General features: G+C 38.7%; 14 protein-coding genes. 13 read left to right on the top strand and 1 reads right to left on the bottom strand.

Going from position 1 to position 17,071, the window contains the following annotated elements; all coding sequences use genetic code 11:
• The first annotated feature begins 220 nt into the window (after window positions 1-220).
• Window positions 221-2,230: a peptidylprolyl isomerase gene (locus HUU58_03935; protein NUN44809.1), complete on the top strand. Its 2,010-nt coding sequence runs from the start codon at window positions 221-223 to the stop codon at window positions 2,228-2,230.
• 3 nt (window positions 2,231-2,233) lie between these two features.
• Here the strand turns inward: HUU58_03935 and hemW are convergent, their stop codons facing one another.
• Complete coding sequence (gene hemW, locus HUU58_03940) at window positions 2,234-3,397, bottom strand: radical SAM family heme chaperone HemW (GenBank protein ID NUN44810.1); 1,164 nt, start codon at window positions 3,395-3,397, stop codon at window positions 2,234-2,236.
• 226 nt (window positions 3,398-3,623) lie between these two features.
• Here hemW and HUU58_03945 point away from each other — a divergent pair, with 226 nt between their 5' ends.
• From HUU58_03945 to kynU, 12 genes are all read left to right on the top strand, one after another.
• Window positions 3,624-4,280 carry an LPP20 family lipoprotein gene (locus tag HUU58_03945; protein NUN44811.1) on the top strand — a complete coding sequence of 219 codons (657 nt, stop codon included), beginning with the start codon at window positions 3,624-3,626 and terminating at the stop codon, window positions 4,278-4,280.
• 80 nt (window positions 4,281-4,360) lie between these two features.
• Window positions 4,361-4,954, top strand: a complete 594-nt coding sequence (locus HUU58_03950) for an LPP20 family lipoprotein (protein NUN44812.1) — start codon at window positions 4,361-4,363, stop codon at window positions 4,952-4,954.
• Window positions 4,955-5,127: 173 nt separating this feature from the next.
• The gene (locus HUU58_03955; protein NUN44813.1) at window positions 5,128-6,654 is read left to right on the top strand and encodes an LPP20 family lipoprotein; all 1,527 of its coding nucleotides are present in this window, start codon (window positions 5,128-5,130) and stop codon (window positions 6,652-6,654) included.
• Window positions 6,655-6,686: 32 nt separating this feature from the next.
• Entirely contained in the window at window positions 6,687-8,891 is a 2,205-nt protein-coding gene (locus HUU58_03960; GenBank protein ID NUN44814.1) for an LPP20 family lipoprotein, read from the top strand.
• 10 nt (window positions 8,892-8,901) lie between these two features.
• Window positions 8,902-9,522 (top strand): hypothetical protein, encoded by a 621-nt coding sequence (locus HUU58_03965; GenBank protein ID NUN44815.1) that lies wholly within the window; start codon window positions 8,902-8,904, stop codon window positions 9,520-9,522.
• Window positions 9,523-9,561: 39 nt separating this feature from the next.
• Window positions 9,562-11,946: a CHAT domain-containing protein gene (locus HUU58_03970; protein ID NUN44816.1), complete on the top strand. Its 2,385-nt coding sequence runs from the start codon at window positions 9,562-9,564 to the stop codon at window positions 11,944-11,946.
• 57 nt (window positions 11,947-12,003) lie between these two features.
• A complete protein-coding gene (locus HUU58_03975; GenBank protein ID NUN44817.1) occupies window positions 12,004-12,684 on the top strand; it encodes a hypothetical protein in 681 nt (226 codons plus the stop codon).
• Between the two features lie 20 nt (window positions 12,685-12,704).
• A complete protein-coding gene (locus HUU58_03980; protein NUN44818.1) occupies window positions 12,705-13,325 on the top strand; it encodes a 3-hydroxyanthranilate 3,4-dioxygenase in 621 nt (206 codons plus the stop codon).
• Window positions 13,326-13,338: 13 nt separating this feature from the next.
• Window positions 13,339-13,926: a hypothetical protein gene (locus tag HUU58_03985; protein ID NUN44819.1), complete on the top strand. Its 588-nt coding sequence runs from the start codon at window positions 13,339-13,341 to the stop codon at window positions 13,924-13,926.
• 7 nt (window positions 13,927-13,933) lie between these two features.
• Entirely contained in the window at window positions 13,934-14,944 is a 1,011-nt protein-coding gene (locus HUU58_03990; GenBank protein NUN44820.1) for an amidohydrolase, read from the top strand.
• 3 nt (window positions 14,945-14,947) lie between these two features.
• Window positions 14,948-15,790 (top strand): cyclase family protein, encoded by an 843-nt coding sequence (locus HUU58_03995; protein NUN44821.1) that lies wholly within the window; start codon window positions 14,948-14,950, stop codon window positions 15,788-15,790.
• The gene (kynU, locus tag HUU58_04000; protein NUN44822.1) at window positions 15,787-17,049 is read left to right on the top strand and encodes a kynureninase; all 1,263 of its coding nucleotides are present in this window, start codon (window positions 15,787-15,789) and stop codon (window positions 17,047-17,049) included. The genes HUU58_03995 and kynU overlap by 4 nt, the downstream gene beginning before the upstream one ends.
• Window positions 17,050-17,071: the final 22 nt, after the last annotated feature.

Raw genomic sequence — 17,071 nt, forward strand, 5'->3', positions numbered from 1 at the left:
TCAACAATTTATACCTATTAACATAATATTGCTACTTACTAATAAACCAATAACATTTTATATAACATAAACCTTTAAAATACAGACCCATTAAAAATTCTTCACATATTAACAAATCTATACTACTACTACTACTATATATAATAAATAAGAATAATAGAGGTATATAATGTATAAACTCTTTTTTCTAAGTATATTGATGTTTTCCTGTAACAATGAAATGGTCTACAAACAAAACTTGTTAAATGCAAAAATAGAAAGAAAAAATAAAGAAATATATAAGCTTTTAAATAAAGAATCTGAAACAGAACGATTAAATGCTGTTCGGTGTTTAGGTGAACTTCAGGATAGTAATAGTATTCTTCTTATCGAAGAAAAAATCAAAACAGAAAAATCTGATTTAGTGTATAATGCTTATTTATTTTCATTAGGACAATTAGGTTTTCTTAATAATCATAATCTAAACTTAAGAATAGAAAAATTCCTTATAGAACAAATTGAACCTAATAAAGATACACAGTATCAATTATATGTAGATGCATTAAGTAAAGTAGGGTATCAAAATTCAATAATAAAAATTTTAGAAATTGCAAAAAAAGATACAAATCCCACTTTAAAGAAACATGTTAATTTGAGTTTAGCAAGACTAGCAAATAGAAATCAAAAAAATATAAACGTAATTACGTATCTTAATGAAAGTATTACCAGTAAAAACGATGATGTACGATGGTCAGCCGCCTATGCATATATGCGTATATCTGACACAAATACAGTAAAGTATATTTTAAACTATGTAAAAGATAGTGATCCACGAGTTCGTATGGATATAGTACGTGCAATCGGAAATATGAAGATCAATAAAACCAATGAATTCTATAAAACAACGATAAATACGTTGATTGAAATTCTGCATAATGACCCAGATTGGCGTGTCCGATCCAACGCAGCCTCTAGTCTCGGGAATTATAAATTTGATTTCGAAGATATTAAGAAGATTTATTATTTAACGGCCTTAGAAAAAACAAAAGATAAAAATGAACACGTAAGAATAAGTGCAATACGATCGATAGCAAAAAGTTATTCTGGTGATATAAAACCTAACAACGTATTTCTTGATGATTTGTTTGATCGTTATTTAACGAATACCGATAAAAACATGGAAAACGCTGAATTTTTTAATGCGCTTTGTTTTATGTTTGGAAATAAGCTTTTAGAAAACGGCGAATTTATCGAATATTGTAAAAAAGTGAATCAAATAAAAAACGCATATGTTAGAGCTAAAATATTTGAATCATTATCTAACCTCACATCTCCAGATTTGATGGTTTATTATAAAACAGCATTAAATGATTCATTTTTACTTGTTCGATATCAAACGATCGAGGGTTTGAGTAAAATTAATAATAACGAAGCAAGGGATTTAATTTTTCAATCTATTAATACGAGCGATCCTACATTGTTATCGATCGTTGCAGGAAAAATTGCCGAAGATACAGTATATCGAAAAGATGACAGCAAAAAGGAAGCCCTAACAAAAAAGATTATACAGGCTTTTGAATCAATTCGAAAACCGTTTGATACGGAAGGAAAAATAGGTGTTATAGATGCTCTGATCCAGATTAACCATAAAAGCTCTTATCCCTTCATAAAAACTTTTATCAAAGATCCTGAAAACAAAATTTCTACATACGCCGCCGAACAACTCGAAAAAACAACCGGTGTCTCTTATAAAGACTCCTTGCCAAAAACAAATTCTAATACATCTTTAGACTACAAAAAATTAGATCAAATTTTTGTGAAAAAACCAAAAGCGAAAATTCATACATCCAAAGGATTAATTGAATTGGTTTTCCATACAAGTGAAGCACCTATAAGTGTTTTAAATTTTGTTGAATTAGCTGAAAAAAAATATTTTGAAGGCGTTTATTTTCATCGCGTTGTTCCCAACTTTGTAATTCAAACCGGCGATCCGACGGGAACCGGTTGGGGCGGTCCAGGATATTCGATAGTATCAGAGTATAATACATTACATTATTCACGAGGTGTAGTCGGAATGGCTAGTGCGGGTAAAGATACCGAAGGCTCACAATGGTTTATAACTCATTCAGATCAGACGCATCTTGATGGGAGGTATTCTATTTTTGCAAGTGTAGAGAACGGGATGGATGTTGTAGATCAAATACAAGTCGGCGATCAAGTAAAAAAAATAGAAATAGTGTGGAATGAATAATGCTTATTCATTCAAATTCTTAACGAATAACAAACAAACCTGATTATATAAAAACATACCAGCTTGATTTAAAAAAACAACATCTGAATTGTTATTTATATAAGGTTCCGATTCGTAAAGGGCTTTTTCAAACTTCGCGTCAAAAGAAATACCGAACGTATCCAAAAAAACTTTTTTATTAATACCCCTTTTTTGTCTCAAGTTTAAAAAAACAAACTCGGTTATTCTTTCATTTATATTTAAATCCTCCTCGGCTTCAATTATTTTTTGGTTTTCAATTCCTGCGTAAGCAATGTATGTAGACAGATCGCGTACATTCCACCATCGTCGCGAGTTATCGAAGCTATGTGCAGATGGGCCAAACCCTAAGTATGAAAGCCCATTCCAATACGATGAGTTATGTTTAGACTCAAACCCATCCTTTGCAAAATTAGATATTTCGTAATGAGAATAACCTGATTTTTCAAGATATTCCGAAAGCCAAGAAAACATTTCAAATTCTCTTTCATCGTCAAGAAGAACAACTTTTTTCGATTTTACCATTTTATGGAGATAGGTTCGTTCTTCAATGGTCAGGTTGTAAATCGAAATATGCTCGGGATCCATTTTGATTATACCCGTAACCGTATTTTGCAGATTTTCCAATGTTTGTCCCGGCAAGCCAAAAATAACATCAACACTGATGTTTTTAAAACCGGCTTTTCTAGCCGTTACAAAGGCACTTACAGCTTGATCACGATTATGATTTCTATATAAGGACTCTAATTCTTTATTATTCAATGACTGTATTCCCAAACTTAGCCTGTTAATTCCTGATCTACTAAACTCATCTAATTTTTCGGAATTGACGTTATTGGGGTTCACTTCTATGGTAATTTCGCAATTTTCAACTTTTTTAAAGTTACAATAAATTGACTTTAAAATGGAAGTAACTTGACCATCCACAAGGAAAGAGGGGGTACCGCCGCCTAAATAAATTGTACGGGCTTCTGGAGCTTCTAATTGAGAAGCAACATAATGAATTTCCCTGTTAATGGATTCGATAAAAGCAGGTCGGTATTTGCGTGCCGTAGTGACAAAAAAATCACAATAAATACACACTCTCTCGCAAAACGGTATGTGCACATATATTCCGAAACTTTTGTTTTTCAAAGCTTTATTACTCATTAATTTGTTATTTACCTCATGAAATTAGTTTATATCAATAGTGTTTCAAAGACTAAAACGTAATTTTAAAAAACTTGACTTTATATAAGGGCTTAGGTAAATTTTGAAACAATCAAGAATAGTCTTTCCTTACGCAGTTCTCAATAAAATTAAATATTAAACAAACCAATATGCTCTAATTTTGCATAAGTTCCTCTATTCATTTATTTAACTCAAGGAGTGCTGTATGAAACGTTTTTTGGGTCAAGCCATGATGATGGCGTTGATCGCGATGTTAGCTGTTTCGCTAACAAGCATTGACGCGATGGCACAAAAAGACAAAAAGAAGAAGAAAAAGAAAAAAGATGGACCGCCGGAGTGGATTTCCAAACCGGGTCTTTATGAAGATGTGATTGTCGCAGCTGGTGTAGGCGAAGGTTTTAATGAACAAAAAGCTAAAAGCCAGGCTGAACAAAATGGTCGTAAAAAGATCGCAGAAGCCCTTTCTACGGAAGTAAAAAGCCTAACAACCAACTTCATGGAAGAAGCTACGACGACCACCGAAGAAGGATCCTCTGGAGCGGCTCAGGAATATTTTTCTGAAGTGACTCAATCCATGACCAATCAGACGTTGAGTGGCGCGATGATCGAAGAATATTGGCCGCCAATGGGCGAGAAAAATGGCGGAAAAATAAAGTTCTACGCCAAGGTAGTGCTCAAAAAATCAGCCGTTGTAGACGCGTATAAAAAACAAGTTGAAGAAGACATCGCTAAAAAGAAAATCAAAAGTGTCAAAGGTTCTGCCGATGATGCTCTGAAAGCTCTTGATAATGCGATCGGCAAATGGGAAAAAACCAACGACAACGGTCCTTCAACCAGTGAAGAAGGCGGCGCAGAAGAATAAAAGTAATTTTTAGTAATGCTAACCGTAGCTTCACTTTGATGAGGCTACGGTTATTTTTTTGAAATCTGATAGGAGTAGGTATGAAATCAGTTCAAATGTTTTTGATTAGTTCACTTTTGATTTTCATGTCTTGTGGTGGCGGTAAAGCGACATCCAAAAATGAAAATAAAATTCCTAAATGGGTCAGCAAACCCGGGCTTTATGAGGATGTGATCGTTGCGGCCGGCATAGGAGAAGGGCTTTCCGAGCAAAAAGCAAAAAGCCAAGCCGAACAAAACGGGCGCAAAAAAATAGCCGAAGCACTTCAGACGCAAGTCAAAAGTCTCACAACAAACTTCATGGAAGAAGCTGGTACAACAACAGAAAAAGGTACTGAATCGGCCGCACAGGAATATTTTCAAGAAGTTACTCAAACCTTGACCAATATTACTCTCAACGGTGCTGTTTTGGAAGAATACTGGCCTCCGATGGGTGAAAAAGACGGAAATAGAATCAAATTTTACGCAAAAATGGTATTAAAAAAATCATCACTCGTAGATGAATTTAAGAAAAAGGTTGCCGATGATATTGCACAGAAGAAAATCAAAAATGTAAAAGCCAGTGCCGACGAAGCTCTAAAAGCGCTTGATAAAGCGATCGGTAAATGGGAAAAAACATCGGAATCTGCAGATTAGCTAACAATTATCCGGGCTGTAGCCATTAAATAAAATGGTACAGCCCGTTTTTTTTGAACATTCTTATACAAATACCGCGACATAACTTGATTTTGAGAAGTTATTTGGAACACATTACCACATTTAAGGTACTTACATATTCGTTTTCGCTTCAAGTTTGTATGAGGGCAATTATGGAAATGCAATCTAAAATCAAATTTCTGTGGTTTGTTATTTTTCTTTGCTTTGTACAAACTAATTTATGGTCACAAGGCTCGGCACCACAGTGGGTCAATGAATTGCCAATGAAAGATGGTACGCTGTACGCCGTAGGATTGGTCAATCGTTATTATGAAAAGAAAGCGGGAGAAGCCGCCGCCGATAGCGCCGCCAGGTCGGAGTTATCACAAACACTGAAACTAAATATTAAAACAACAGTTCAAAGTTGGTCGGGAACCGTAGGTGGTACAGGTTTCATTCAAGAATTAGAAAAAACGATAGATCAGGACGTTTTTGAATCCGTGCGTGGGGCACAAGTGGTAGGGCGTTGGGTGGATCCGGAAGGGTTGACCTATTCTTTAGTATCTATGCCTCTTTCGGGGGTTGGTACAATTCAAACTAAAATCGTAGCGTTTGCCAAAGAAAATTCCGGAGGGAAAAAAGAAGCAAAAAAAATCGAAAAACTGGAAGTTTCCCTCAAGGGCTTAAAAGATCCCAAATCATATATACGCTCCTCAAAACCGGATTGGATAAATGGGTTACCCGAAGAAGATGATGCTATATACGCACTTGGCATAGCTGAAAAATTTTATTTTTATGTTAATGGGCGTGAATCAGCCAAAGATAAAGCCAGAGCAGAAATAGCGGCAACTGTAAAAACGGAAGTAAACGCTATACTAACTGACTGGTATGAAGTTAACGAAGGTAGCGCTTCTTACGGATCCCAACAAAGTTTTATGGAAGAGATGTCCAATCAAGTTTCTGAAGCAACACTAAGTGGTACGCAGATCGTGGAAACATGGTATGACAAATCTACGAAATGGCATTATGCACTTGTTCGCATGTCGCTAAGCAAGGTTGTTGGCCAAATACAAGAAAAAGCAAAAACTAAAGTTAAAGATGAAAAAGGTCTAAAAGGGTTAAGCGATAAACTTGGTAAAATGATCAATCGCGATTATCTCAAATCCAAAGATGGTTTACCCACGTGGATCAATAAATTGCCTAAGGATAAAGAAGCAATATTTGCAGTGGGTATTGACAACGGAAAATATTTTTCTGAAACACAAGGTATAGAAAAAGCGAAAGCCGACGCAAGAACCAAATTGGCTAAGACCGTATCCGTGACAGTGGAAAATATCACAAAGTCATGGATCGAAATCGAAGAAAAATCGGGCGATACAAAAGGCGAACCACTCAATGACTATATGTCCTCATTGACTAAAGAAGCAACGGATGTCAGTTTACAAGGATCTCAGGTACTGTCCGTATATACAAAACGTGAAAAAGATGGAAAAGTAACATATTATGCCTTAGGAAGGCTATTTACCGGAAGCATGATTTCTAAATTAAAGAAAAAAGCATCCGAAGTAATGAATATACCACAAACAAAACCCAACGAGACTCAAGAACAAAAAGCAAAACGAATACTTAGTTCGGGTCGAGAAAAAGCCGCCGCTGCTCTCGAGCGATTGAACGCCGCATTAGATAAAGTGAATCAATAATATATATATAAATACTACTGGAGGATCTGATAATGAAACGTTGTATGTGGATGCTTGCGATGGCGCTTATTGTGGCCACCTTACTTCCAATGGATCAAGCACAAGCTCAGAAGAAAAAATCAAAAGATGATAAAAAATCGAAAACCAAAAAAGGTGGAACGCCCGAATGGATTACCAAACCGGGCTTATATGAAGACGTTATAGTCGCTGCCGGCATAGGTGAAGCGATGTCCGAACAAGCCGCAAAAAGTGAAGCTGAAACAGATGCACGAAAAAAAATCGCTCAAGTGTTACAAACCCAAGTGCAAAGTCTGACTACCAATTTTATGGAGGAGGCCAATACAACAACAGAAGCAGGATCAACCGGTGCGGCACAGGAATATTTTAGTGAAATAACCCAAGCCATGACGAACCTTACGCTCAAGAATGTAATCATAGAAGAATATTATCCACCACAAGGTGAAAAAAGCGGAAAAAAAATCAAGTTCTATGCAAAGGCTGTATTGAGCAAAACAGATTTTGCAGAAAAATTTAAAAATCAGGTTTCTACAGATGCAGCATCTGGCAAAATAAACGGCGTTAAAATGAACGCCAACGACGCACTAGCCCGTTTGAATAAAGTCTTAGGCGGCTGGGGTCAGGAAGAAGAAATCGGAAGTACTACAGATAAACCAACCGCGACGACAGGTTTGGGAACGGGAATAAGCAAACCCGGCGGAACCGGAGATACACCTACGGCGACAGCACAAACCGGAAGTAAAGCCGCCAGTTATCCAGATTGGAAAAAAAGCTTACCCAATCGTCCATCGCGCCCCGGATATTATCAAGGTTTGGGTGTAGCGCCAATTACTTCAAATCAAGCTCAAGATGAAAAAGACGCTGAATCGGAAGCGCGAGCTCAAGTCATTCGAGCAATTCGTTCTGAAATCACCAGTAAAGTAACCAGCGCCATGGAAGAACGCAGTTCGTCTTCCGGCGGAAGTTCATCAGGTAGCTATAGCGAAAGCTTTAATTCCGTAACGGAATCTTTTTCCAGCGAATCACTTAAAAATCTGATCGTTGAATTTCATACGGATAAATCATCCAAAAAACGTTACGCTTATTGTGAGATATCCATTGAAGAAGTCAATCGTCAGTTTGCTGAACGATTGAAAAAAGCGATCAATGTTGCCAAAACCTATTATATGGCGGCAAAATCATCGGAAGCAAACGGAGATTATTATATCGCGCTCACACAGTATCTTGAAGGCGCAAAAGAAGTGGTCATAGCGGAAGCAATCAATAAAGAGCCCATCGAAGGTGACATTGACGGATCCGGCAAAAGTGTATCCGTTCGTGCGACATTTGACACACAACTCAAGCAATTGCTTGGGCGAATGCGCGTTGAAATCGTAAGCGGCGACGCTCAAAAGGGAACGAAAAATGAACCCTTAGCTCAACCCTTAGTAGCTCGACTTGTGTATGACAACATGGGCAATGTGATGTCCGTCAAGGGAGCTGTTTTAGTTTCTTCATCCGTAGCTCCTACTGTCGTAAAAGCGGATTTGTCTGCTCAAACAGATGGTTCCGGAAATGCAGGATTTACAGTGCATGCCGTCGAATCCGTTAATGCGAGTGGTGTTAATAAAGTTCGTATAGGTCTCAGTACGGCTGATTTTGAAGCTTTTGCGACCCAACTTCCGGGTGCACTCGAAAAAGCAAAAACCGTATTCAAAGATTTTAGTTTTTCGGCGCGCGGTTCATCGGTATCCCGTATAGCTATTTTGATTTTTGAAGAAAACATTGGAAAACCTCAATCAAGTTCTATTATCGAGGGCGACATCGTCAAACAATTGCTTGCAAGCAAATATAAAGTCATTGATAAAAATGAAGTATATCGTGCTATTTCTCGCGAACAAGCCAAAGCGTCAGCAGAATCTGGCGATGATGCGGCAGCCAATGCGATCAAATCTATGGCCGATGTATTGGTGATCGGTTATGCTAAAGCCATGGAGTCCGTCGGAGGTTCGACCAATCCTTACGGTGGGGGTACAAGTAATCGTGTATCGGCGTGGGCTGACTGCTCCATACGCGTAGTGGACTTGGAAACCGGTAAAGTTTTAGCATCCAGCGATATTCAGCGTGAAAAAGGGTTGTCTGTAGGCGCCGCAGAAAAGGCGGGGATTATCGCGCTCCAAAATCTGAGTAAAAAAGCATCCAAAGAAATAGTTGATAACATGAATGCGGCATTAAAATAACGAGCGTTCATTGGGAGAAGAAATGAAATCATTTATAATTATCGGGTGTTTAATCTGCTCACTCGTTGCTTGTGGCGAGGTCAAAAAAAAGGGCACTGAAAAAACAGAAAAAACACCGGAAACCGTTCAACCCGAAAATGAATCACCTTCAACCGAAGACAAGCCGTCATCATTAGAAGAACTGGTTTATGACGCAACAGGGGCATCCAGACTCCGTACCGAATCGGCGGCACGCAGCAATGCCGAATTGAACGGGAGAACGTCCCTAATCGAAACGCTTTCTAAGGATGCTATAGCATTATTAGAAAAGTTTTATCCCGAAAACAAAAGCATGTTTGATGCATCTATGGATTTGGAAAAATATAAATCAGACATAAAAGCCATGTTTAAAAAATCAACCACCCTCAAGGGGAGTACTGTTGCGGAATATACGCAATCCACAAAAGGGGATACAACGTATGCCGTCGTCGAAATACCACTAATGGGTGGATATGAAGCCATCGAAGAACAGATCGTAGCCGCAGGATTAAACAATAAATTTTTGAAATCAGAACACGTAGCTCATTTTAAAACGACTTTTAAAGAGTTTTTTTTGAATGAGAAAAAGAAAATACTAACAACTCCGGCATAGCGTACCGGCTGAATATCAGAGGATATCGCGAGGATTTTTATGAGAAAATGGTTTATTTGTTTAACGTTTGTAATGCTTGTCGATACCGCACAAGCCCAAAAAGAATCCGATTTTCAAAACGGCGTTGTTGCATATTCCAATGGTCAATACGAACAAGCCGTTGGTTTTTTTGAATCGGCGTTGAAGTATTATAGCAGTATAAAAAAGAAAAAATCAGTCGCCGCCGATTGTTATAATTATCTGGGGCTTCTGTATCAGGTGTTAAATCAACACGGTAAGGCCGTCGAAAATTTTAAAGCGGCCGTGCCATTATTTATTGAAACAAAAAATAAATCCGGAGCGGCGAGCGCTTTAGGCAACTGGGGAATTTCATCTTATCGCCTCAAACTTGCCGAGTTACGTCAAAACAAGCAGAGTTTTTCTTTAGAAGATATTGGTTCGCTCATGGCATATCATCTCAAAGCGAAACAATATCACGAAGAATTGAAAGATAAAACCGGAGTTGCAAACGATCTCAACAATATCGCCACCATGTATTTTGAAGGTGAGTTTTATGATGAAGCTTCAGACTATCTAAATCAAGCTTTGAAAATTCATTCTGAGATCGGTTACAAAGCCGGCATGGCTTACGATATGGCTAATCTTGCCCGATTGTATTACAAAACCGACGACGAAGCGGGCGCGTTAAAGTTTTATCAACGCAGTGTAGGGATTCTTGAAGAAATAGGAGATCGTGAAGGCGCTTGGCGCACCTATTCATATATCGGTTCGATCTATGAAAGTTTTATGAAGCAGGCTGCCATTTTGAAAGACGCACAAAAAGAATCCGAGAATAGAAAATCAGCTATCGTTGCGCTCAAAAAATCGGTCGAAATCATAGAATCTTTCCGTGGAAATTTTACCAATAAAGATTTTTTTGACAGCTATCTCAAAGACAAGAACCCCGTTTACAAACGATTAATTCGTTTGCTCAAACTTGATGATAATGCGGCAGAAGCGCTTTACTACATTGAGCGCAGCAAAGCCAAAATGTCCAATGATGTTTTGAGCTCCGGGAAACTCGCATTTAACAATAAAGAAGAACAAAAGCAGGTTGATAAGGTTCAAGATCTGCAAAAGAAAACCGAAGAACTCGAAAAGAAGATTGCCGATGAAAAAGCCAAACCGGCGGATAAACAAGATAAAGCGCGCATTGACAGTCTTAGCAAGTCATTGACCAAAAATCAAGGCGACTTCAATGCTCTGATGATTGATTTGGAAACGAAGTACCCCAATATTTATCAGGTGATCAAAGTTGATCCGATACAGTTAAGTGATATACAAAAGCAACTCTCCGATGATGTAGTGATTTTAGAATATTTCCCGGCGGACGACGCGCTTTACATTTTTATGATCACCAAGGATAAGATCGAGGCCAAATCGGTTCCCGTATCATCCACGACGATAGACTCACTTGTTAACAAATATCGCTACTATATCAATGATGTTACTTCTTTGATGAAGCGTGGCCGTTTTGATACCAAATTGGCAAATTGGAAACAAGGTGAAGACTCACGTTTTTATGAACGTCATACCAAACCGCTGCGCGACATTATGGTAAAATTGAATGACTATTTGATTTTACCGGTTTGGGAAACCATCAAAGATGCAAAATATAAAAACGTAACTATAATCCCGGCTGCAAGTTTGTATTATGTTCCGTTCCAGTGTTTGGCCACTGAAACCCAAGATGGGGACATATCCTTTTTGGTAGAGAAAAAAGCCGTGAATTATCTTACGGCCGCAACTCTGATGGATATCATCAACAAGAAAAAACAGAACAAAATCAATAATGTTCTTGTTTTTGGAAATCCGGACGGAAGTTTACCCGGGGCAGAAGAAGAAGCTAAAATCATCAAAGCGGCTTATACCGATGCCTTGCTATACAAAAATCAAGACGCAACAAAAGATAAAGCCAAAGATCTTTCAGGCAATACCGAAGTTGTACATTTTGCAACACACGGGTTTTTATCCAGCGATGAACCTCAAAAATCGTTTTTATTGATGGCGCCTAATAAGGCAAAAAATGAAGACGATAAACTGACTATCAGTGAAATTCTCAAAATGCCTTTAAAAGAAAAAAATGAACTGGTCGTTTTATCGGCATGTAATACCTCTATGGGTAAAAGCGCAACTGGTGTAGAACTTATAAGCCTTTCGCGTGCGTTTGCGATTGCCGGTGCACCGACGACGGTTGCAACATTGTGGCCGGTAGATGATGAATCAACTAAAATAATCATGGTCAATTTTTATGATGGACTGAAAAAAGGATTGGCCAAATCAGAAGCTATGCGACAAGCACAAATCGCATTAATCCGTAAAGGTGATTACCATATCCACCCGTTTTTCTGGGCACCCTACGTCATGATCGGCAACCCCAAATAATTAAACACATTCAATGATAAAAATCCCCGTTTGCATTTGCAGGCGGGGATTTTTATTATGTATGAGCAATTCAAAAAGCCGCAAATCATGTTCGGGTTTTTCTCAAAAAAAGCAAAAAAACCAATCCGAGAGGATGATGTTATTTGGCAAGCTGAAGATATAAAGATACATAATCTGATTTTGGGCTTGGCCGATTATTCTCATGACTCAGACGGTATTATGATCATTGCTCACTTTCCAAAAACTTTAGAGCAACTTGTAGTATCAGCTAAAAAAAATAATTTAATTTTAAAAGAATTGCATGCAATAACCGATGCAGATCGTTGGGCGACCGGTTATTATAATGATCCTGTGGTGATCTTATCAAAAGCAATCCATGTGTCTCCAAACCAACCGCCTGCCGTGCAGGAAGAAAAGAAGAAAAAAATCATTGTAGCAGAGCATTTTCCTACACCGGAAAAAGACATTTTGCTAATGAATTGGGCTATAAACGTGAAAGCAGAAAGCATTCAATGGTATGAATCTACGGACAGCCCGATTTTCACTCGATTTGGTGGTGATCAAATAAGAATTTTAGCCGAAAAATTGGGTTGGAAACAAAATGAATCGATGCAACATCGGTTTATTACCTCATCCATAGGTTCCATGCAAGAAAAGATACTTCGCAAATCTACCGGAGATGGCGACGCTGAAGACATCATGCAATGGTTTAAATCGTATGTTCCATCATCGTTATAAAATATTTTAGGAGGTAAATCATGGGTCAGCTCACCGCTTTTAATTTTAAAAAATGGATAAATGAGCATCGTTATCTCCTCAAACCGCCAGTCGGAAATCAGGTGGTTTGGAAAGACACGGATTTTATAATCATGGTCGTCGGTGGACCTAATGCGCGTAAGGATTACCATTATAATGAAGGCGAAGAATTCTATTATCAATTGGAAGGCAACATCACACTGAAAATTATCGAAAACGGTAAACCGCGAGATGTCAAAATCAATGAAGGAGATATTTTTCTTCTGCCACCTCGAACTCCTCATTCACCGCAAAGGCCGGCGAATACAGTCGGTTTAGTCATCGAAAAAAAACGTGCCACGGAAGAAAAAGACGGATGCATATGGTTTTGTGAGAAATGCGGCACGAAGCTTTATGAGGAATACTTTTATCTTACCAATATTGTAACACAACTTCCGCCGGTATTTGATCGGTTTTATGGAAATCCAGAGCATTGTACATGCAAAAATTGCGGTACCAAAATGGAACGTCCGGTATTGCCCGTTGCAAAAGAAAAACAAAAATCTAAAAGACAAAAAATCAAAAAGAATAATGTCATAAAAAAGAAAACAAAAAAGCCGGCCAAATCCGTAAAGAGGAAATAACCCGAAAAATTTTATGCTTCTGGATCAAGTTTTACCTGATTATCATGCGCGGGCACAGTATCAAATTTTGATTCCATGCAAACGCGATGTCGTTTGGAAGACGCTTATGGATATGGATTTGACTAGCATTCGTACTCTTCAATTGCTGATGGGGTTACGAAGCATACCGGCTTGGCTGATGGGTAAATCAAAACCGCAGTTAAAAAAACATACCCTGCATGATCTGAGTGATTCGGGAATGAATGTGATTTCAGAGGTCAAAGGATCTGAAATTGTACTGGGCATAATCGGAAAGTTTTGGCAAATAAGCGCCAATGTAAGAACCGACATACCTGCGGAACGGTTTGTTTCATGTTCAGAAAACGATTTGGCTAAAGCCGCCTGGAATTTTTTTCTCACAGAAACGAACGGTATTACGACGGTTTATACCGAAACGCGAATATTTTGTCGCGAGCAAAAAACGCGACGCAAATTCAGATTATATTGGACATTAATCGGGCCATTTAGCGGTTTGATTCGCATTGCTCTTTTGAGAAAACTTCGGTCGAACACCATTCGGTACGAGAAAAAAACTCTTGATACCGGGTACGCAAAAAAATAAATATATGATCAAAATAGATATTCATACTCATATTCTGCCCGAGAAACTTCCTGATTTTGCCAAGAAATTTGGATATGGAGGTTTTGTGTCTTTGGAACATCACAAACCGTCGTGTGCCAGAATGATCGTTGACGGTAAGTTTTTTCGCGAGATAGAGTCCAACTGCTGGGATCCGCATGTACGCATAAAAGAGAGCACCGGGCATGGTGTAAATATGCAGGTTTTATCAACCATTCCGGTTATGTTTAGTTATTGGGCAAAACCGCAAGATGGTTTGGATATTTCTATATTTCTAAATGACCATATTGCAGAAATAGTTAGGCAGTTTCCTCATCGCTTTAGTGGATTGGGTACGGTTCCTTTGCAAGCACCGGATTTGGCAATTGCTGAATTAGAGCGATGTATGAAAATTGGACTTAAGGGCGTACAGATCGGATCTCACGTCAATGAGTGGAATCTTAACGATGAACGGTTATTCCCATTTTTCCAAGCAGCAGAAAAAATGGGCGCTGCGATTTTTGTACACCCCTGGGATATGATGGGTCAGGATCGGATGTCCAAGTATTGGTTGCCGTGGCTCGTTGGGATGCCGGCCGAAACTTCGCTCGCGATCTGTTCGATGATTTTTGGCGGCGTTTTTGAACGTTTACCCAATTTGCGTGTGGCATTTGCACACGGCGGAGGGTCTTTTCCTTCGACGATCGGACGAATCGAACACGGGTTTCATTGTCGTCCCGATCTTGTAGCCGTAGATAACAAACGGAATCCGCGGGAATATCTCGGAAAATTTTATTTTGATTCCTTAGTACATGATGCGCGCATGTTGCATTATTTGATCGAACTTGTCGGAGAAAAAAGAATCGCTTTGGGGTCCGATTATCCATTCCCGCTCGGTGAAGAAATTCCGGGATCATTAGTCGAATCCATGAACGACTTATCTGAAAATATCAAAGAACGAATACTAAGTGGTACCGCAGCCGAGTGGCTTAATATCAATCTTGAAACTCTACGGGGTTAATAAATGATGCAGATATTTATTAATTGTAATGATGCGGAATACACTATAGATCTTAACAGCCCGTTGGATATTTCAATACCCGTATATTTTGATGGCTTGCAACCTAATACTTATGGTGTTCCTGCCGCATCTGCAAGATCTTATGAAGACGGGAAATTTGTAGGTGACGTACGAAGAGGCGGAAGTTGCAATTTTGAAGAATACCGCATCGTCCCGCATTGTAATGGTACACATACCGAATGTGTGGGGCATATCAGTAGAGAACGTATTGCAATCAACACCTATTTTGATAGACTTTTGATTCCTGCAACACTCATTACGATCGAACCAGAAAAAGCTGTAAATTCGGCCGAGACATACACACCGGATAAGCAGAGCGCGGATCTTATTATCACAGCTAAAAGTCTTTTTTATAAACTTCATACTTTGCCTCGTGAATTTATGTCGGCCCTTGTTATTCGGACAACGCCAAACGATCCAACCAAAAAATCGCGCAATTATATGGAGGAGAACCCTCCATTTTTTTCTCTAGAGGCAATGGATTATCTTTTTGAGATCGGTGTAGAGCATCTATTAGTGGATACACCTTCGATAGATCGTTTATTTGATGAAGGCAAGTTGTCAGCGCATCATGTTTTTTGGGGAGTACCTCAAGGATCACACGATATTCATCCGGAGGTGCATTCACGCAAAACCATTACTGAAATGATATATGTTGATAATAGTATTGCCGACGGTAATTATTTCATAAACATACAGATTCCTAACTTTGTTGCTGATGCGGCCCCAAGTCGTATTTTGATGTATCAGGCACAACAAAAAATAAATTACTCCCATAAAACATGAATTTCGAAAACAGCGTTGGTTTTGCTCAAAAATTAGATCAAGAAGATTCCTTAAAAGAATTTCGTTCACGGTTTCATATTCCCCTTTATAAGGACGGAACTCAATCTATTTATTTTTGCGGCAACTCGCTTGGTCTTCAACCTAAATCCGTACGTTCTTATATCGAACAAGAACTCAAAGATTGGGAAACTCTCGGAGTCGAAGGGCATTTTCATGCCAAAAATCCGTGGATGCCTTATCATGAATTTTTGACTGCAAAAGCGGCAAAAATAGTCGGTGCTAATGAACACGAAGTGGTGCATATGAATTCGCTAACGACTAATTTGCATCTATTGATGGTTTCGTTTTACAGGCCGACCAAAGAAAGACATAAAATACTGATTGAAAAAACAGCGTTTCCATCCGATCAATATGCCGTACAGTCACAAATTCGCTTTCATGGTTATGATCCCAAAACAGCGTTAGTAGAAATAATGCCAAGAGATGGCGAAGAAATTCTACGAACAGATGATATTGAAGAATATATTCAATCTCACGGCCATGAAATAGCTTTGATTTTATTGGGCGGAGTTAATTACTACACAGGACAGGCCTTAGATATGCCACGCATTACAGCAGTAGGGCATAGTGCCGGTTGTTTAGTAGGATTTGATTTGGCACATGCTGCAGGTAATATTATTTTGAGTTTACATGATTGGAACGTGGATTTTGCAGCGTGGTGTTCGTATAAATATCTGAATTCCGGTCCCGGGGGTATATCGGGAATATACATACACGAAAACCACACACGTAATCACAACATACCTCGTTTTGCGGGATGGTGGGGGCATGATAAAAAAACAAGATTCCTAATGAAGCCCGATTTTGTACCTATCCCGACGGCGGAATCTTGGCAACTAAGTAATGCGCCTGTGTTATTGATGGCTTCATTGCGTGCATCTTTGGATATATTCGATGAAGCGGGTATGGATCGCCTAAGAAAAAAGAGCCTTCTTCTTACGGGTTATCTTGAATATTTGATCCATGATATAAAAACCGATAATTTTGCATTGATCACTCCATCAGATTCTTCTCAGCGCGGCTGTCAAATTTCAATACAAACCAAACGAAACGGAAAAAGGCTATTTGAAAATCTGAGTGAAGCAGGGATAATCGCAGACTGGCGTGAACCTGATGTCGTTCGAGTTGCACCGGTGCCGTTGTATAATTCCTTTCTTGATGTGTATAGATTTGCTGAAATTTTGAGAAAGCACTCCTAATTAATAATAAAAGTTAATAATT

Source organism: bacterium, from assembly GCA_013360215.1.
Classification (GTDB): Bacteria; CLD3; CLD3; order SB21; family SB21; genus JABWCP01.